This is a genomic window from Gimesia maris, from assembly GCF_008298035.1.
Lineage (GTDB): Bacteria > Planctomycetota > Planctomycetia > Planctomycetales > Planctomycetaceae > Gimesia > Gimesia maris.
The window spans coordinates 1,627,825-1,647,115 of sequence record NZ_CP042910.1 but is presented as its reverse complement, the minus strand read 5'-3'; the positions used below and the strand labels follow the sequence as shown (position 1 = coordinate 1,647,115).

Below are 19,291 nucleotides of genomic sequence, written 5' to 3'. Positions count from 1 at the left end.
CGATAGCCCGGACATTTATTATATTCAATTAACTTGCACCAGAACATAAAATTCGTCAAGCTAATTGTGTGAAATCTGAATTACATCCTGCCTCAAACGAGAATCTCCCATGAACAGACTACTTTCCAACCGCCGTTTTACCCACCCCCTGCGGATCATGCTGATTGTATGCTGCTCTCTTACCGTTCTGTCCTCACTGCACGCAGAAAACTGGCCGCGCTTTCGAGGAGCCGACGGTTCAGGCATTTCGGAAGAAAAAGGCTTCCCGCTGCAGTGGACCGAGAAAGACTACGCCTGGCACATGGAACTGCCTGGAATCGGGCATTCTTCACCGTCCGTCTGGGGAGACAACCTGTTTGTCACTTCCGCCATCGATGAAGGAGAAACCCGCTACCTGTTCTGCATCGACCCCAAAACCGGAAAAGAAAAGTGGCGACAGGAAACGAAACTTAAAAAGAGCCATAAACATCGCAAGGGAAGCTGGGCCTCCAGTACCCCCGCCACCGATGGAGAACACGTGTATGTCGAGTTTGCGGATGAAGAGTCATATCTGCTGATCGCCTACGACTTCAAAGGGAACAAAATCTGGGAACGCAACCTGGGCGCCTTTATGAGCCAGCACGGACATGGCAGCTCTCCCATCATCTATAAAGACCTGGTCATCGCCACCAACGACCAACAGGGCCCCAGTTTTGTCACCGCGTTTAATAAACTGACCGGCGAAACAGTCTGGCAGGCAGACCGGGAGGTCCGTCGGACTTCCTATGCGACCCCCATCATTATCAATCACCCCAATACGGGACCGCAACTGATTTGTGTCAGTGGTGCAACCGGCGTCAGCAGCCTCGACCCGGAAACAGGGAAACTGAACTGGACTACGGGAGAATTTCCGCAGCGAACTGTTTCTTCCCCCGTGTATGGCGAAGGCCTGATTTTTGCTACCTGTGGCGGGGGCGGCAGAGGCAAACTGCTGTATGGCGTAGACCCTACCGGTTCAGGTAATATCAAAGAAAGCCATATCAAGTATCAGCGTTCCACCAAACTTCCTTACGTTCCGACTCCGGTTGTCTACGAAGGACATCTCTATCTCTGGGGTGATGCCGGCGTCGTCAGCTGTGTCGATCTGGCCACTCAGAAAAACATCTGGACCGAACGTATTGAGGGAAACTTCAGCAGTTCTCCCGTCTGCATTAACGGCGTCCTGTACTGCATCAATGAAAATGGTGATCTTGCCATGATCGAAGCCTCTCCCCAGTTTAAATCACATGGAAAAGTCAAACTCGGAGACCCCAGCCATGCGACCGTGGTGGTCGCCAATGGCCAGATGTTTCTGCGGACCTTTAAACACCTGTACTGCCTGCAACCTCAAAAATAAGTTGCACGCGGAAAGAGATGCGGAACGTTGGAAAAATTGATTCAAACTGTTCCAGTATCTGCTATACTTTAGATGAGGACAGTTCTAAACGATTAAGCTCATCTCCCAGTAATCTCTACGAATCTCTAATGATCAAGTAAAACCTCAACCGAGATAACGGGCCATCTCAAAACTTCAGCAACCTGAAAACTGACTGAATTGAAAAACAAGGATTTATTATGCCCGCCTGGCCCGGTGGCCCCTGCCCGCAATGCGGGGAGGACATGCCTGCAAATCTGGTACACTGTCAAACCTGCCGTGAGTTGCTCAATGATGACCTGGAGCACGATACAGTAGAGATTCCCGCTTTCCATCCACTGAAAGAGCTGGCGGTCTGCTGCGATGCTTATCCGGTCGGATACTTTTTCCAGTGCCCGGACTGCCGTAAAGAATTACGCGTCCATAAAAAATACCTGGGAAAACAGGTCTCCTGCAAATTCTGCCAGGCCCCTTTAGCCTTGAAAATCGATGCCAGCAAAGCCATCTCCCAGGGCTTCTATACCAGTTGTCCGCACTGCCGACAGGAACTGCGCATAGCCCACAAATACCTGGGTACAGTGGCAGCCTGCAAATTCTGCAAGGGACACATCCAGTTGCTCGAGAAACCCGCAGACCCGGTGGATCAATAGCTGGTCCACTTGCCTTTATAAAGGAATCAAGGCTCCGACTGCTGCGTGGTGGAGGCGTCTTTTTCCCAGCTGACATCGGCCTGTGCCGGTCGGGTTTTATAGAGTGTGCCGTCCTCCTGGAACAATAGAGCGACATTGAGATGCCACAGACTGCCATCTTCCCGCTGCCACAGATCACAATAATAGATCGAAGGACTGGAAGCAAAATCGCCCGAAATCCCCGCATCGTTCAACTGACGGATAGCCTGTTCTTTGGGAGTTCCCAGCGGCGCGAGCTCCAGGATCTTTGCCGACTGCTCTTCGAAGACCAGCGGGGCCGGCACAACCGACCTGAAGCCGGTGCACGCAGACAAACTCATGAAACTCGCCAGACAGCACGACAGCGCAATCAGCCAGTGTAGCCTACACCTGCTGCATCCCGGAGCTGATTCCACGCCTGTCTGCATCTAATCCCTGCCTCCCTGATCGGGAATTACTTCTGAAATGAAACCTGCCTCAGTCCCGACAGATTCGACTCGTAATATAACAGATTCCTGTTTTCGGGCGAACTGCAATTTGAGAGATCCTATATCCCCCATTCTGACAGATATCAGACCGGTACGTAAAAAAACCAGGTCTGTTTCATCGAACAGACCTGGCAGATTTTATGTCTCTGAACTGAGCAGTCAAACGACTCAGAACTTATGCTGCTAAAGCAGCCTGGGAAGCTTTCACAATCTCATCAAAGATCTGTGGCTGATAAATTGCCAGTTCGCTCAGCGATTTACGATTCAGAGTGATTCCCGCTTTGGTCAAACCATTGATAAACTGGGAGTAATTCGTCCCACGTGCGCGGCAGGCAGCAGTGATTCGAGTCACCCACAATGCACGGAATTCACGTTTGCGAACGCGACGGTCACGGTAGGCGTACACCCGGGAACGAATCAGGGTTTCTTTGACGGTTCGCAGCAGTTTACTGCGACCACCAACATTACCGCGGGCTTCTTTGAACAGTCTTTTCTTGGCTCGACGTCGAGCTGCACCTTTTCGAACTCGCATTATTACTTTCCAACTGTGATGTTAAATATTGATTCTGTCAGCACACACTCCAGCTTAAGTAGCCGGGATCTCGGCAAAGTTATGAACTGGGACGCAGAGCATTCACAATCAGCTTTGCTTCCGCGCCTGTCACAATACCATCACCGCGAAGTCTGATCTTTCGCTTGGGGCTCTTTTTACTGAGAATGTGACCGCGAAATGCTTTCCTGTGCTTGGCTTTACCAGAAGCAGTAATTTTGAACCGCTTCTTCATTCCTTTATGTGTCTTTTGCTTAGGCATTTTATTTTCTATCTTCGTAAACGTTTCAGAGACACGGGCTGCCTCTGAGAAAACAGAGATCCAGTCTTCAATCCAGAGTCATTTCCTCTACGTGTTCTGCATTCTTCTCACGCAGAATCCTCAACCAGGAAGAACACATCTGTCCATCAAACAGTACAGACGGAACTTCAACAGGGAGGTTGATCGGGCAGTATAATCAGCCTCACGTTACTTTTTCCACCGAAACGGGGTTAAAAACCCGGTGACTTCGTAGAAAAAATGACGGATTGACTGAAAACCGGTGTATCCCGATCGGCTGACCGATGATCGTTCAATCAATAATGAGATCTGGCAAGCTGAAAACATCTCAGATTACCATTGATCTTCAAAGTCTACTACAATTCATCCCTGAAGTACAGTGTGGGATCATCCCGCAAAAACCGATCGTTTTATCCTGTCGCTGCATCCGATTTTTTCAGACGTTCTTCGATCACGTCCCGGGGAATTGCCAGCATTTTCTCAATACTGATGGCTTTATGTCCTTTATACACTCCCGGAAAAGCAGTGAAGACCGGCGAACCTTCCAGCTCAACCGTCAGGCTCTGGGCACTCCCCTTGTTACACATGATGACATCACCCACAGCCAGATTCAGTACTTCACCCGCCGTCAATTTACTGTTGTCCAGTTCGACCCGCATCGCAATTTTTGACTTAGAGACACTCGCTTCCAGATTCAGTTGCTGTCTCAAATCCGGTGACTTCTTCTTGTAAGCAGACCAGGTATCGGAGGTCAATTTGTTAGACAGAGGCTCAATCGTATTGAAGGGAATACAGAGATTGATAATCCCTCGCGTTTCCCCCATCGTGACTTCGAAAGAAATCAGCACGATCACTTCGTTGGGTGGTACAATCTGCACCAGTTGAGGATTACTTTCGACCTGTGAGACCCGTAATTTCCAGTCACACAAGTTACTCCACGCCGATTCAATCCCTTCAATGGCCAGCCCGGTAATCCGGGAAACCAGGCGGATTTCGATTTCGGTCAGCGCCCGATTCGGGTAGGCACCATGCGAATGCCCATCCCCCCCCAGTAACCGGTCAATGATGGGAAAGATGATCGACGGGCTGATGTCCAGAATAATATGCCCGTCCAGCGTTTCGGACTCAAGTAGATTAAAACAGGTCGGGTTCTCCAGACTGAATACAAATTCGCTGTAGGTCAACTGGTCTACACTGATCAGCTTGACTTCAATGATGGAACGCAACATCCCGCTGAGGGCGGCACCAAATTCACGGCTAAAGCTTTCATGCAACGCGCGAAATGCCCGCATCTGCTCTTTGCTGACACGCTCGGGACGTTTGAAGTCATAGATACTGATCTGGGAATTGAAGTCGGTATTGCGCGTCGCAGGACGGCTCGATCCACCGCCGCTGCTCGCAGAGGGATCTAACGCCGATAAGAGCGACTCGACTTCATTTTGACTCAGTACGTCTGCCATCCCTGGCCTCCCTGAAAATTGAAACACGGCGAGAGCAGGCTGCCCGCGACGGGATTTCAATCATTGATCTAACTGCTACTCTCGAATCTGCCCTGCTCCATGGGCTACATATTTATAACTGGTCAGTTCGTTTAATCCACAGGGACCACGTGCGTGAAATTTATCGGTACTGATCCCGATTTCCGCTCCCAGTCCGAACTCTCCTCCATCGTTGAAACGCGTGCTGGCATTCACGATCACTGCCGCCGAATCGACTTGTGTTGTGAACTTCTCAGACGCCGCCAGCTCTGTCGTGACAATCGACTCGGTATGCCCCGATCCATATTGATGAATATGTCGGATCGCTTCATCCATGTGATTCACAATTTTGACGGAGATGATTTTGGCCCCGTATTCCGTGCCATAATCTTCTTCAGTCGCCGCTGTTGCCCCCGGTGTCCGTTCCAATGAACGCGGACAGCAGCGCAGTTCGACTCCCTGCTTCTTAAGCGCCTCTGCGACACGTGGATAAACTGTATCGGCGATATCAGTATGCACGAGCAGGCTTTCCGCTGCATTGCACACACCGGGACGCTGACATTTACTGTTCACCGTAATCGATACTGCCAGCTCTGGATCAGCCGATTTGTCGAGATACACGTGGCAGACGCCATCAAAATGCTTGATAACAGGCATTGTCGCATCGCGGGCCACTCGTTCAATCAGACCTTTTCCCCCACGGGGTATCGTCACATCAATGTATTCGCTCAGTTTCAGAAAATGTCCCACTGCTTCGCGGTCCGTCGTTTCAACCAGCTGCACTGCTTCTTCGGGAAGCCCGACATCACGCAGGCCTTCCTGTAACAGCTTATAGAATGCGATATTGCTGTGTAATGCTTCTTTTCCGCCCCTCAAAATCACGGCGTTTCCGCTTTTGACACACAATGCAGCCGCATCGATGGTCACATTAGGGCGTGATTCATAGATAAAAAAGACAACGCCCAGCGGGACTCTTACGCGTGTCACCAGCAGACCGTTCGGACGAATATTACTGTCGATGATTTCGCCAATCGGATTCGGCAACGCGATGATCTCTTCCAGAGCCGTAATAATCCCCTGCAATCGGGTCTCGGTCAGTCGCAGCCGATCGATCGAAGCCTCCGTCAGGCCATATTCAGGTGCCTGTTTGATGTCGGCGGCGTTTGCTTCCAGCAGTTCGGGTGTTCGTTCTTGAATCAGCTCAATCATGCGGCGCAGCCAGGCATTTTTCTGATTCCCGTTTGAGGATACCAGTTTCCGCGAGGCGTCTCGTGCCTGAGATGCCAGCTGTTCTGTATATTGAGCCAGGTCTAATTCTGTCATGTTACTCTTAATCGATTACGGGTAGATGGTAAATGTGTTCATCGACCATCCTGGTACGTAAAACACGTGCAGTTCTCTGATAAAAGGACACGAGATGCGACCGGGAGGTGCGCGCCGTGCCGCCACAGGCTAATGGCCTGATCGACTGTGTTCAACATACCGCAGTATCAAATATCCGTCGAAATGTGTCAACGCGGGATCACAAACGTCGATTCTGACTCGATTTCAGGCTAAAACTTCCAGTCTGAGTATAATTTCGACCGAAAGTCATGCCATTCTGCATTTCTGGTGCGGGAACCACAACTCTCCGCCATTTCTGCTGACCATTTATCCATCATCCGCAATCGATCCGACATGATCCGCACAGTATTGAACACAACCTTCTGAGCGCCTTTGGCTCCGTCTTTCAGCATCTGATCGAATTCGCGTCCGGGAATCCGCACGACTTCCACATCGGACAAAGCAACCACGCTCGCTGAGTGAGGAGCAGGCTTGAAAAACGACATTTCGCCGAACACCGACAGTGGGCTCAACTTAGTCAGAGTCTGCTCGCTTCCATTGGCCAGTTTCTTACGTACCTCACAGGAACCACTCTTTATGACCCAGAGATAGCGTGTGGAATTCCCTTCGTCCAGAATTCGTGCCCCTTCAGAAAACTCTTCCGTTTCAGAGTAATAGAGCAATTCTTCCATTTCAGCCGGTGTTACAGACTGAAACAGAACACAATCATTGATCAGTTCCTCTGTGGATATCATATTAGTTACCTCGCAAGCGTCAGGTGTGAAATAAATGTGAATCTCGGTCCGAATTGAACTTCACGAAAAATAATGGCGGGATTTCAGATGCCTCCCAGAACGGTGGCACGCCCTACCCGTCCAATTCCCAGTATATAGGCGGCGACGCGCAGAGACACTTTTTTATCAGTAGCAATCTTCCAGACCAGTTTAAAACTGTCATTCATAATACGATCTAATTCCGACCGTACGCGGGATTTTTCCCAGCTGAAATGCTGACGATTCTGAACCCATTCGAAGTAACTGACCGTCACGCCCCCGGCATTGGCCAGAATATCAGGTACCACGATGACTCCGTTTTTATCGAATATTTCGTCTGCTTCCGGGACAGTCGGATTATTGGCAGCTTCAATAATGCATCTCGCTTTGACTTCCTTAGCGATGTCTTTGGTCAATACCCCACCCAAAGCAGCGGGAATCAGTACGGTCACATTGGATGTGAGCAGTTCCTCGTTCGAGAGGGCTTCCGTTTCCGGAAATCCTTTGACGGCTCCTGTGTCCTTAGTGTATTCGATAAGTTTGGGAATATTAATTCCATCAGCACAGTAAATTCCGCCGCTGGCGTCAGACACAGCGACAATCTTGGCCCCCAATTCATCCAGAAAATGAGCAGTGTAGCTGCCCACATTGCCGAACCCTTGAATTGCGACAGTCACTCCGGTCACATCAATCTTCATATGATCCAGTGTGTCCCGTGTCACCATCGCCACCCCACGGCCGGTGGCCTCTTCACGACCATCGGCGCCATGCAGTTCCAGCGGTTTTCCTGTGACACAGGCCGGGTTGAATCCCCGGTATTTTTCATACTGATTCATGATCCAGGCCATCACTTGCGCATTCGTTCCCATATCCGGTGCCGGAATGTCTTTGAGAGGCCCGATCACATCATAGATCTTATCGATAAATTTACGGGTGACCCGTTCCAGTTCCCCCTGGGACAATTGACTGGTATCTACCGAAATCCCCCCTTTAGCACCGCCGTAAGGAATATTCACCAGAGCCGTCTTCCAGGTCATCAAAGAGGCCAGCGCCAACACTTCATCTCCATTGACCTCCGGGTGAAAACGCAACCCCCCTTTCATGGGGCCACGCGAACTGTCATGTTGCACACGATAGCCGATATAGGTCGCGATTTCACCATTATCCCGTTCAATAGCCACTTCGACTTTGACTTCTCGCTCCGGGGTTCGCAGCAGATCCTGCATATTCTTCGACAAACCGACCTGGCGCGAAGCCTGATAAAAATAACGACATGCTGTTTCGTAAGAACTCATTACATCCTGTCCTGTCTCACTGCGAGCTGAGATCTGAAAAACCAGGGAACCGACTGATACGATGCGTAGTTAACTGAAATCATAATTCCAGAAGATTCGCCACTGATTTTCGATTCATCGTGAAAGCGATTTCCTGGTCAAATAATTAAGATTTCTTCATACTTGAAAAGATAGGTCACATTTACGACTTAAAGTCTTTGAAAATCAGAGAATCTGAACTTCGAAACCGAAATCAGAGCTTCCCCTCAGATTTGCGCTCCGTGATAAAATTCTGTTAAATAAAAGGCCACTAGACAAACTGTTAAACGGAATTGAATAATCGATACATCCATCATAACCCGGCATCAGAGCCAGGCTCACTTTTAACGTAAGGGAACCAACGCCTGTCGATCGGCCGGCGGTTCAAGCTGCGAAGGAACTTCGCGAGACCAGATGCCCGGGACTTCCTTTAGAATATACAGAGCCAGTTCACGAGCGTATAAGGCATGGCCTTCACGTGAAAACTGAGACACATTTTGCAGATAATATCGATCCGGATCCTGGATACTCTGAAAAGTGCGTGAGGTATCACAGAAGGAAAGATTGATCTGTCGGGAATACGTCTCCAGCAGTTCAAACGGAAAGCGGCTTCCATAAGTCACACCGGCACGAACTCCCAGTTGTGCGCGGGCCTGTTCTCCCCCCATCGCTGTCTCAGATACCTGCCATGGTTTGGGATAGGATGCCATGATAAAACGCGAGTAAGTCCCCTGAGCAATCTGTTGAATATTTTGAATGGGCTCCAGGGTCTGCCGGACATAAACTGACCAGTCGGGGGGATGATCTTCCAGCCACAGATATTTTCCCTGAGGCGTATCAATATCACGATCCAGACCCGCTGGTTGATTTTCCACCCAGTAATCGCCGAGCCAGCGAAGTGTATAACGATAGACGAAGAAGTGACTCTCCAGTCGTTCCGGTTCATGCATCTTCTCAAACAGAGGATGCATCGAGCACAAAGGTACCCCGGCATCACTGATCTGTGTGTAACGCCGCAATGCATGATCGTCGGCAACATCGGACATGTCAAAATGAAATAGAATCAGGTCGGGCTGCAGCCCCAGCAGGGAATGTCTTAAATGCAGATACGACATCAGGGGACAGGCATCAGGCACGCCGGCATTGATGACTTCTACTTTCAGTTCGGTCTGCTTCTGTAACAGCGATTCCAGTCGGGAGCAGAAAGTATCCTCGTCTGACATCTCCGGAGCCAGAACCGTCTCGCCTCCCAGGCAGAGAATCCGAAAGACCCCCGCAGGCTTAGGGATCGCAGGTTCAGCCCCTCTGAGCCCCAGGCTGTTGATCGAAAACTGAATTGTTTCTCCCGTATCAGGATGTTTGCGGGAAACATCCTGCAAAGGCCGGATGCGGTGATAACTCACGTCGGAGGGAATCAGAAACCCTTCAGAATCATAGCTACGGACAGAATCCTGATCTCGATATTCGGCAACGCGCAGCGCCACCTCGCTCCCAACCGCTAACAGGATGAGAGTAATCAGTGCCAGCGTAATATGCTTAAGCCAGCGCAGAGGTGAGCGGATGATCTTCAAATATCAGAAACCGATGTTAAGATTTTAAGCTGATTCTACTTAACGAATACGTTGTCCCCCGTCTTCAATGCGGGAGGCAACTCAGGAAATGCTGCTGTTCTTCTGGACAAATACGAAGAAGCCAGGAAAGGCCAATTGCAGTTATTTGTCAACAATTCAGCGGGGATTCTAATTTTGATCCTGATTTACAGCAATATGAGTCTGAATACCCACACTGACAGATCTGGGAAGTTCAGCTTCACCCGCATTGAAAAAACTCTTGTGAAAGCCTAACTTGCATCATTCGAAACAGGATACTGTCCATCGACCATCTCAATCTATTCTCAACCGGTGATCCAGACTTATGAGCAACCATTCCACAGAGACTGCAATTAAAGTCAATTCTAAAAAAGCGTTACAGCTCGTGACTGAGCTCATGGCAATCCCCGGTAAGAGTGGTGAAGAGGCACTGATCGCTGCGGAAATCAAAAGCCGCCTGCTCAAAGCGGGACTGTCTGAAACAATGATCCAGTTTGATTCTGCCCATAAGAAAAGTCCGATTGGTGGTCAGACAGGGAACATGATCGTCAAACTGCCCGGCACAATGCGGGGACCACGCCGCCTGCTGATGGCCCATATGGATACCGTCCCTCTGTGTGAGGGGGCAAAACCGGTCAAAAAAGGAGATCTGATCCATTCCAAAAGTGAACTGACCGCATTAGGTGCAGACGACCGCTCGGGCTGCAGCGTCATACTTAACGCACTGCTCACCATTCTCGAACACAATCTGCCGCATCCACCACTCAGCTTCTGCTGGATGGTTCAGGAAGAAATCGGTCTGGTCGGCGTTCGTCTGCTCACAACCAGTAAGCTGGGAAAGCCCCGGATGTGCTTCAACTGGGATGGTAAGCTCTCTGACATGGTCTGCATCGGTGCAACCGGTGACTCGGGTATGCTGATCCAGATTCAAGGCATCGCCAGTCACGCCGGCGCGCATCCGGAATGCGGTGTCAGCGCCGCCGTAATCGCCTCCCGGGCTATTGACGACCTCTACACGAATGGCTGGCACGGTCTGGTAATCAAAGGCAAGAACACGGGATCCAGTAATGTTGGAGTCATCGAAGGCGGAGCCGCAACGAATGTAGTCATGCCCGAATTAACCATCAAAGCGGAAGCCCGCAGTCACAATCCCCGCTTTCGCCAGAAAATACTGGATGAGTTTAAAAAGGCTTTCCTGAAAGCGGCCAAATCAGTGAAAAACAGTGAAGGGAAACAGGGGAGCGTTTCTTTCGAATCCTATTTGAAATATGATTCCTTCCGCCTCCCGGAACAGGAACCCGCTGTGCAGACAGCGCGGCTTGCCATTGAAAAACAGGGAGGACAACCGGAACTGACGATTGCCAATGGTGGTCTGGATGCCAACTGGATGACCGCCCATGGATTTCCCACTGTCACACTGGGATGTGGCCAACAGGACATCCACACGACCAGTGAAACCCTGATGATTGATGAATATCTCAAAGCCTGTCAGATTGGACTGCTGCTGGCGACGGCGACAGAATCAGCCTGAAAAAACTCATACGTATTACACAAGACAATAGTTAAAGACTCTGATTGAATGAGCGATTCATCCCAGCCCTTCAAAGAAATGTGGAGCAACCTGCAGACACTGGTCAATCGCCAGTTGGAAGAGGCCCTCGATCAATCGGGTGACTGCCCGCCGATTCTCAAAGCAGCAATGTCCTACAGCCTCTCTGCTGGAGGAAAACGCTTACGCCCCATCCTGGTGCTACTCAGCTGTGAAGCCTGTGGCGGTGATCAGAGCACAGCCTTACCAGCCGCCTGTGCCATCGAAATGGTACACACCTATTCTCTGATCCATGACGATCTACCGGCGATGGACGACGATGAACTCCGCCGTGGCTTACCGACCAGCCACATCAAATTCGGTGAAGCAAATGCAATCCTCGCTGGCGATGCGTTATTGACCCGTGCCTTCGAACTGCTCGCTAATCAGATCGAAGTAAAATCCTGTGCTGCAGCATGTTGTGTCGATCTCGCAAATGCCGCTGGCGCTGTGGGAATGGTCGGAGGTCAGGTCGCCGATCTGGAATCAGAGCACCTCGAAAACCCCACACTCGAAATTCTGGAAGCCATTCACAAACGTAAGACAGGCCGCCTGATCTGCAGTGCACTGACCATGGGGGCTCGCATTGGCGGAGCAGACCCAGCAACCCTGAAAAACCTGGAAAGATACGGCACTTGCATAGGATTGGCATTCCAAATTACCGATGACCTGCTTGATTTAACCGGTGATGAAGAAAAAATGGGAAAAGGCGTGCGAAAAGACGCCGATCACGGTAAATTAACATACCCCTCCCTGATTGGCGTTGAAGAAAGTCGACGACGCTCTCAAAATTTAATTGAAGAAGCGTGCCTCTCGATCGCCCCACTTGGGAGCCACGGCCAACGATTGGAAGAACTGGCCCACTTTATATTAGAACGAGACCACTGATGAACATCGAAATTCTACCACGGATCAAGTCGCCACTTGATATGAAAACTTTATCCGGGACTGAACTCGAAACGCTGGCTGCAGAAATTCGTGAAGTTTTGTGCACAGTTGTAGAAGACCGCTCGGCTCACTTTGCAAGTAACCTCGGAGTGGTTGAACTCTGTATTGCCCTGCACATGTCTTACGATTTCTCCAAAGATCGACTGATCTGGGATACAGGACACCAGATTTACCCACACAAACTACTGACGGGTCGCTACTCACAAATATCGACGATCCGTCGTAAGGGGGGCCTGATGGGCTACCCCAATCCGGAAGAAAGCGATTACGACCTGTTCATGACCGGGCATGCCGGTGCCAGCGTTTCCACTGTCCTCGGACTCAAGGCTGGCGATGATCTGAGGGGAGAATCAGATCGCAAATCAGTGGCCGTCATCGGTGATGGAGCACTTCCCTCAGGCGTGGTCTTCGAAGCCATGAATAACGCAGCGGGCATGGACCAGGATGTGCTCGTCATTCTCAACGATAACAAAATGGGAATCTGTCCCCGTGTAGGCGGGCTGGCAACGTATCTCGATAAAGCACGCGTGGCACCTTTTTACAATGGCCTCAAACGCGATGTCTCCTGGCTGCTGAATAAACTCCCCGTCGTCGGCGAGTCCATGGAACATACCCTGGGCAGCTTTAAAGAAGCGGTCAAAGGCTTTCTGCATGGGGGCATGCTGTTTGAAGAAATGGGCTTCCGCTACATTGGCCCTGTCGATGGCCATGATATCGAATCACTGTCCGGTTATCTGCAGATGATCAAGAACATCAAAGGCCCGGTCCTGCTGCATGTATTGACCGAAAAGGGGCACGGTTTTGAACCGGCAACGAATGATCCCGTCTCATTTCATGCCCCGGCTCCGTTCCAGAGGAACGAAGAAAATGAAATCGTGCCTGTGGAAAAACCAGGCAGCAGCTCTCCCAAAGCGTTTACCGATGTCGTCAGCAGTTCGATTTTTCAGGCGATGACTGACAACGAACGGGTCGTCGTCCTCACAGCGGCCATGTGCGCCGGTAATAAGCTCGGAAAAATCCGCGATGGCTTCCCTGACCGCTTCTTTGATACCGGGATCTGCGAAGCGCATGCGGTTGCCTTCGCTGGCGGAATGGCTAAAGCAGGTCTGCGACCCATCGTCGATATTTACAGCACTTTTCTGCAGCGCAGCTTCGACCACATCTTTCAGGAAGTCGCTTTACAGAATCTGCCCGTTACCTTCTGCATGGACCGTGCCGGAATCGCCGGTGAAGACGGCCCTACCCATCACGGCGCCTTCGATAACACTTACATGCGGTGCTTTCCGAATATTGTCAACATGTCCCCCGGTGACGCTTTGGATGTCGAGCCCATGCTCGAATTTTCGCTGCAGCACGATGGACCGACGGCAATCCGCTACCCCAAAGCAGCCGCCGATTCAGTCGAACGCCAGGTCGCACCTGTGGAACTCGGCAAGTCGGAAGTCTACGTCTGGGGCAAAGATGGAATGCTGATCGCATTTGGCTCTCTGTTCACCAATTGCATCCAGGCTGCGGAAAAACTGCGTGAAGAAGGACTCGACATTGGTGTCATCAACGCCCGTTTCTCCAAGCCTCTTGACGCAGAAGTCATCCACCAGGCTTTGCAGGAATCGGGCTTTGTGATTACCGTTGAAGAAGGTACACTTTGTGGCGGCTTCGGTTCTGCCGTTCTTGAGTCGGCAAATGATGCGGGAATAAACACCAGTCACCTCAAACGACTGGGAATCCCGGATCGTTTCATTGAACATGGAAACCGCAAGGAATTACTGGCTGACCTGGGTCTCGATGTTGCCGGGATTACGGCAACAGCCCGTGAACTGGCACAGCAGACCAAAGTGGCAATCAACGATTAGTTACGTTTCGCATTCTCCAATCAGTATGGACGCTTGATTTACGGAGCCATCCGCATGTTTTCACTGAGTTCTGTTTCTTCTGCATCGATTCCCGGTATTCTCTGCCTGACGCTGGTCGCATTGGTTCTGTCAGCCTCTGCGAATGATTCTTTCGCGGAACCCTATGAATTCAGAGAACCCGTTCAGGACGCACGTACTTTCAACGTGAATTCTACCGTGCGGGTGAAAGGACAACTGGAAACAGCGATCAAAACAGGGCAGGCACGCTCACTCGCACTCGACGTCGATGGAAAATTTCAGTACCTCGAACGACGCTTACCCGGAACCGGACGCGATGCAGAAGCATTTCGCTCACTTCGATATTATGAAGCAGCGACAGCCACCATCGATGTTCAAGGGCAGAAAACCTATGCCCGTGGCAGCGACAAGCATCGTCTCATCGTGGCAGAAGGAACTCTGGAAGGGCTCTCTCTGCATGCCCCCAACAGTCATCTCCTGCCTTCCGAAGTCGAACTGCTGAACTCCCCGGGAGACAGCCTGCCCGTGATGGCATTATTACCACAATCGGATGTTGAAGTGGGTGAAGTCTGGACTCCGGACCGCTGGGTGCTGCAGTCTCTGACCGGCCTGGAAGCCGTTTTGAAATCCGAGTTAACCTGTCAACTGGATTCCGTCGAAGATCAACTGGCCACCATCAGCTTCACAGGCAGTATTGAAGGAGCGACCGTTGGCGCGCAGACCACCATCACCGTCAAAGGCAAACTGCAGTTCCGCCTGGATCACAACTATATCAGTCAACTCGAACTGCAGCAGACCGAAAAACGTTCGGTCGGCTCTGTCAGTCCGGGAATGAAAGTGACTGCTGATGTCAACTGGACACGCTCTGTCGCGACGGCCTCAGGCCCGTTAACCGATGAAATTCTGGCTTCGATCCCACTGGAGACCAGTCCGGAAGCTAAATACCTGAGCTTTGAACCACCGTGGGATATCCGGTTATTACTGCCTCGTGACTGGTATGTCTTCCATCAGACTGGTCAGGTTGCCGTATTACGTCTGCTCGATAAAGGGAGCCTGGTCTCACAGGCCAATATCTCAAAAATCCCGACTGTCAAACCAGGAGAACATACCAGCGAAGAACAGTTCCAGCAAGATATCCGTTCTTCCCTGGGAGACAAGCTCATCAAGATTCTGAAAGCAGAAAACCTCTCCACAGACGACGGACGGTTTATCCACCGCGTCACCGTTGCCGGAAAAGCCAACGACATCCCGGTCCAATGGATTTATTACCTGTGCGCTGCACCGTCCGGCAGGCAGATCTCATTCGTCTTCACCGTAGACGAAAAACTGATCAATGAACTGGATAATCGAGACACGGATATCGTGCTGAGTCTGCAATTCCTCGAACCGAAACCAGCGCCTGTCCAGGCAACTCCCCTCGAAGGTAACAAACGCAAATAATCCAGACAGTTCTCTCGCGACCCCAAACGCGACCTGCAGGTGATCCGGTCAGGATCAAATCGGGCTCATAAACCGTACGACCAGCATAATTGGTCATAGAGTTTCGCGATCGAACAGGGATTCACCTGCACTTCACCTCGATTTGCGAACTAAACTTCATGTACCTGGTTACAACTCTCCCTTTTCTCCAGGCAATCATTCGCAAACCAATCGCTTCTATTCGGATTTCCTTCCCAGACAGGAAGAGAAGTATGACACCTGTTCTCGCAACAATATTATCAACACTGCCCAACGAAATACTGATCTGTTTCGGTGGGGGGTTGCTGATTGCTGCCTCGCTGGGTTTTGCCGCCGGCTATGCCCTCGGTAAGAGTACCCCGGTCCGGAACCTTCGGCGTGCGCAGAAACATCTTCAGAACTGCTACCAGCACGTAAAAGAAACGCTGGACACAGCCTGTACCGCCTGCTCGCTTCTCGAGAAATTCCCGGGCACAATTCTTACCAGCGACCAGACGCGGGAATTGAATTCCAAACGCACCAGTCTGCTGTCACTGATCAATCGACTGGTAGAGCGAAAAAATACAGAGCCGGAAAAAACCCCGCCTGTTACAAAGCAGGAAAAAAAGAAGCCGCAGGATTTCCCGGCTTTACAGTGGGCCTTCCAGCCGGAACACTCGCATTTAAAGCTGCCTGATTCTTCTGCTTTCGAAGCCAATCTGGACATGCTGTTGCTGGCGGGAACTTCTACGGAAAATAACAGTGGACTGCTACTTGTGCAGATGAATCAACATGACCAGTTGAAAGAGCGGTTCGGGATCATGGCTCCTATCAAGTTCATGAAAACCCTTTCGCGACTGATCATGCACAACGTGCGAGACGAAGATGTGATCTGTCTCTGGAAATCAGACACGCTGGCGATCCTCTTCCCAGCAGTTGAAGTCGACGCCGGACAGATCTGTGCTGAAACGATTCGAGACGCGATTCGCCACCATCATTTCCGACTGGAAAGTAACAGTCCCGAAGTCGTCGTCACCGCCAGCCTCGCTTATCTCAATTGTGTTCCCGGCGATTCAGCCGAGCTGGTACTGGAACGAGGTCTACACGCATTGGCCCAATCGCAGAAACAGGGCCGCAATCAGCTGATTATTCAGGACAGTCACTCCTACGAACACAAACAGGCAGTTTGAATTCTCCTGCAGCTTCAGCTTGTCAGCTCTAAGGGGTTTCAGAACCGGATCGTTCGACCGGCATTTCACTGATCCACTGTCCGATCAAATCGACGGCTTCCTGATGAATCACCCGGTTCCCGATATTTGGCATCCGCGCTGCCAGATCACTGGACTGCAGACGATGCATCAGGATCGACTTCTCAGGCGCACCAGGTACGATGTCATAACTGCGACCGCCTGAGCCTCTGCCTGCAGCGACCGGATTTTTCCAGACGCCCCACCGGGCAGGGTCCTCCTGCGAAAAACGCAGGTCCAGCCCCGTCGTGCGCGCATTGCCGCCCGGGCTGTGACAGTGAGCACAGTTCACCGCCAGATATGCACGAACCCGTTGATCCACTGTTCCCGAACGAGGCTCTGAAAACTCCGGGAGCTTTGTGATTTCTTTCAACGCGGGAGTTCCCTGCAGCAGCCCCTTTCGCGTCAGATAAGCCAGCTGATTCTCTTCTCCGTCAGCATAGTGATTCTTCCGGTTCAGATTCGCAGCGACAGGACCAAGGGGCACATACTTTTCATTCTGGCTGTGACAACTGATACACTGATTGGCATTCGGCACCAGATGCCGGGTGGATCGTACCTGGCCATCAGTGTGAATCCAGGACACATCGATTTCCCCGCCCCCCAGGCTGAGTTCAGCATCTGTCTGCTCTTCATTCCAGATGTAGGAATATCCGTACCATCCGGATTCTTTCAGAAACTCAACACGTGTTTCCAGCAGGCGTTCACCAGCACCCGGATCCCGCTGATCCTTCAGGTAAGAAAACGTTTTGACTAACATGCTGCCCACGGGAAACTCCAGTACCCCGGATTCCTGAAACCGGATTTTTTCTCCGGCAGGCAGTCGCACAAAACGATGTTTGGAAGTGTAATCGGTAAACAGCGTTGTCAGCAGCTCATAGGGGATCACATCATTCACAGGCTCCTGTGTCGCGCCATTTCCCTGGAACAAACCCAGTTCAGACAGTTTAGGCGGCGCATCATAATAGATCTGTAATGCCTTATTTTTTGTCGGTTCCGGTTTTCCATGAGGTTGAAGCACAACCGGATTCAGCGCTGGCAGTGCTCCGGTGAAAGATGACGCATCAGTCTCGGGTTGATATTTTCCGGTCGCAATGTTAACCGGCGTCAGATTCCCGAAATCAATATTCAGAAATCGAACATCCCCGTTATTTGATATTCGCAAACTTTTCTCAGCCGGAATCTTTCCATCAACCAGCTTGCGAGAATCAATCACGCCGTCATACACAATCTCTGGTAACGGGGTGCCTACCAGTGACTTCAAAATCAATCCCAGTTCCCCGTCCGGATCCATGCCTCCCCCCTGGATCTTATTGTCATGGATCGAAACACCTTCCGGGTAGGGATCGTAATTCGGATCCTTCATCTTCTTTCCAAAAATCAGGAAGCTGACGACAGACACATTAAACGATCGATTGTCTCTGATGGTATTTTCGAATATCTCGACTTCATCGGTGGCCATCACCAGAATTCCGGTTCCCGCCGGGACGGAAGCGACCATATTTCCCTCAGGTGCAAAGTTAGCCAGGTTATTTTTAAAGATGCGATTTCGAAACAGCCTGACCTGCCTCCCGTTTTTTTGAGGCAGTCCGGGCAGGTCGAAGACCAGCAGACCGCCGGTATTTCCGGTGACCACGTTCTCATACACGTCTGCGTTGACCGTATTCTCAATCTCGATACCGGCCACATTCGCTTCGGCACGGCTGTTACGGACAACGACGTCCGTTGACTGTCCCACATAAATCCCCGCATCGGCGGCACCGATCGCCACACAGTTTTCAATCAATACATTCTTGCATTGCACCGGATAAAGCCCGTATGCCCCGTTTGTCGTTTTCGGGCCTCCTGTCCACTCCGTGCGCACGCCGCGAAAGGTCACATTCTCAGCCCCTAAAACTTTGATGGCATTATGACTGGTATCTTCCACGGCAAAATTTTCCAGAACCAGGTTGTCCCCGCTGGCCAGCAGCCCAAAACTGCCATCGGTCTGATGCTTGAAAGAGAGCACCGTTTTTTCGTGTCCCTCCCCGCGAATAGTGACATTATCGGTCACCAGATTTAAACCGGAGTGTAAATCATACCTGCCCGCTTTGAGAATCAGCACATCACCGGGAACCGCCTGAATCAGTCGCGACTGAAATTCAAACTGAAATTCAGGCCCGGGTGAAAAGGTATAAGTCGATGCTTCCAGTTTAAACGCAGGCTTTTCCTCCGCACCTGCTAAAACAGCAACATGCAGCAAGCTGCATCCCAGAATCAACACTGACAGAGCAATTGCCCGGCAACATGTCATCCATTGATAAAGCGCCATATCAAAGAACCTGTCAAGAAATGAGTTGAAATGA

At 51.0% G+C, this 19,291-nt stretch carries 16 protein-coding genes; 7 read left to right on the top strand and 9 right to left on the bottom strand.

Annotated elements, in window-relative coordinates; genetic code table 11:
* Positions 1-109 precede the first annotated feature (109 nt).
* Positions 110-1,375, top strand: a complete 1,266-nt coding sequence (locus GmarT_RS06245; protein ID WP_002649498.1) for a PQQ-like beta-propeller repeat protein — start codon at positions 110-112, stop codon at positions 1,373-1,375.
* 218 nt (positions 1,376-1,593) lie between these two features.
* Positions 1,594-2,043 (top strand): hypothetical protein, encoded by a 450-nt coding sequence (locus GmarT_RS06240; RefSeq protein ID WP_002649499.1) that lies wholly within the window; start codon positions 1,594-1,596, stop codon positions 2,041-2,043.
* A gap of 26 nt (positions 2,044-2,069) precedes the next feature.
* Here GmarT_RS06240 and GmarT_RS06235 read toward each other — a convergent pair whose 3' ends face one another.
* The 8 genes from GmarT_RS06235 to GmarT_RS06200 form a co-directional block, all read right to left on the bottom strand.
* Entirely contained in the window at positions 2,070-2,402 is a 333-nt protein-coding gene (locus tag GmarT_RS06235) for a hypothetical protein (RefSeq protein ID WP_044240447.1), read from the bottom strand.
* 322 nt (positions 2,403-2,724) lie between these two features.
* Positions 2,725-3,081 carry a 50S ribosomal protein L20 gene (gene rplT, locus GmarT_RS06230; RefSeq protein WP_002649502.1) on the bottom strand — a complete coding sequence of 119 codons (357 nt, stop codon included), beginning with the start codon at positions 3,079-3,081 and terminating at the stop codon, positions 2,725-2,727.
* A gap of 79 nt (positions 3,082-3,160) precedes the next feature.
* Positions 3,161-3,361: a 50S ribosomal protein L35 gene (rpmI, locus tag GmarT_RS06225; RefSeq protein WP_044240451.1), complete on the bottom strand. Its 201-nt coding sequence runs from the start codon at positions 3,359-3,361 to the stop codon at positions 3,161-3,163.
* 428 nt (positions 3,362-3,789) lie between these two features.
* Positions 3,790-4,839, bottom strand: a complete 1,050-nt coding sequence (gene fliM / locus GmarT_RS06220) for a flagellar motor switch protein FliM (protein WP_002649505.1) — start codon at positions 4,837-4,839, stop codon at positions 3,790-3,792.
* A gap of 75 nt (positions 4,840-4,914) precedes the next feature.
* Complete coding sequence (locus GmarT_RS06215; protein ID WP_002649506.1) at positions 4,915-6,180, bottom strand: glutamate-5-semialdehyde dehydrogenase; 1,266 nt, start codon at positions 6,178-6,180, stop codon at positions 4,915-4,917.
* A 230-nt stretch (positions 6,181-6,410) separates the two neighbouring features.
* A complete protein-coding gene (locus GmarT_RS06210) occupies positions 6,411-6,935 on the bottom strand; it encodes a Crp/Fnr family transcriptional regulator (RefSeq protein WP_002649507.1) in 525 nt (174 codons plus the stop codon).
* An 83-nt stretch (positions 6,936-7,018) separates the two neighbouring features.
* Positions 7,019-8,248, bottom strand: a complete 1,230-nt coding sequence (locus GmarT_RS06205) for a Glu/Leu/Phe/Val family dehydrogenase (protein WP_002649508.1) — start codon at positions 8,246-8,248, stop codon at positions 7,019-7,021.
* A gap of 362 nt (positions 8,249-8,610) precedes the next feature.
* Complete coding sequence (locus GmarT_RS06200; protein WP_002649509.1) at positions 8,611-9,837, bottom strand: SGNH/GDSL hydrolase family protein; 1,227 nt, start codon at positions 9,835-9,837, stop codon at positions 8,611-8,613.
* A 343-nt stretch (positions 9,838-10,180) separates the two neighbouring features.
* On the opposite strand from GmarT_RS06200, the gene GmarT_RS06195 reads away from it, so the two are divergent.
* The 5 genes from GmarT_RS06195 to GmarT_RS06175 all read left to right on the top strand — a co-directional run bounded on the left by GmarT_RS06195 (position 10,181) and on the right by GmarT_RS06175 (position 16,889).
* Positions 10,181-11,386 carry a M20/M25/M40 family metallo-hydrolase gene (locus tag GmarT_RS06195; protein ID WP_002649511.1) on the top strand — a complete coding sequence of 402 codons (1,206 nt, stop codon included), beginning with the start codon at positions 10,181-10,183 and terminating at the stop codon, positions 11,384-11,386.
* Between the two features lie 48 nt (positions 11,387-11,434).
* Positions 11,435-12,331, top strand: coding sequence for a polyprenyl synthetase family protein (locus GmarT_RS06190; protein WP_002649512.1), 897 nt, complete (start codon positions 11,435-11,437; stop codon positions 12,329-12,331).
* Positions 12,331-14,244 carry a 1-deoxy-D-xylulose-5-phosphate synthase gene (gene dxs / locus GmarT_RS06185; protein ID WP_002649513.1) on the top strand — a complete coding sequence of 638 codons (1,914 nt, stop codon included), beginning with the start codon at positions 12,331-12,333 and terminating at the stop codon, positions 14,242-14,244. The genes GmarT_RS06190 and dxs overlap by 1 nt, the downstream gene beginning before the upstream one ends.
* A 54-nt stretch (positions 14,245-14,298) precedes the next feature.
* Positions 14,299-15,702: a hypothetical protein gene (locus tag GmarT_RS06180; RefSeq protein ID WP_002649514.1), complete on the top strand. Its 1,404-nt coding sequence runs from the start codon at positions 14,299-14,301 to the stop codon at positions 15,700-15,702.
* A 251-nt stretch (positions 15,703-15,953) separates the two neighbouring features.
* Positions 15,954-16,889, top strand: coding sequence for a GGDEF domain-containing protein (locus tag GmarT_RS06175; protein ID WP_002649515.1), 936 nt, complete (start codon positions 15,954-15,956; stop codon positions 16,887-16,889).
* A gap of 28 nt (positions 16,890-16,917) precedes the next feature.
* On the opposite strand, the gene GmarT_RS06170 is transcribed toward GmarT_RS06175, so the two are convergent.
* Complete coding sequence (locus GmarT_RS06170; RefSeq protein WP_149302487.1) at positions 16,918-19,257, bottom strand: parallel beta-helix domain-containing protein; 2,340 nt, start codon at positions 19,255-19,257, stop codon at positions 16,918-16,920.
* Between the last annotated feature and the right edge of the window lie 34 nt (positions 19,258-19,291).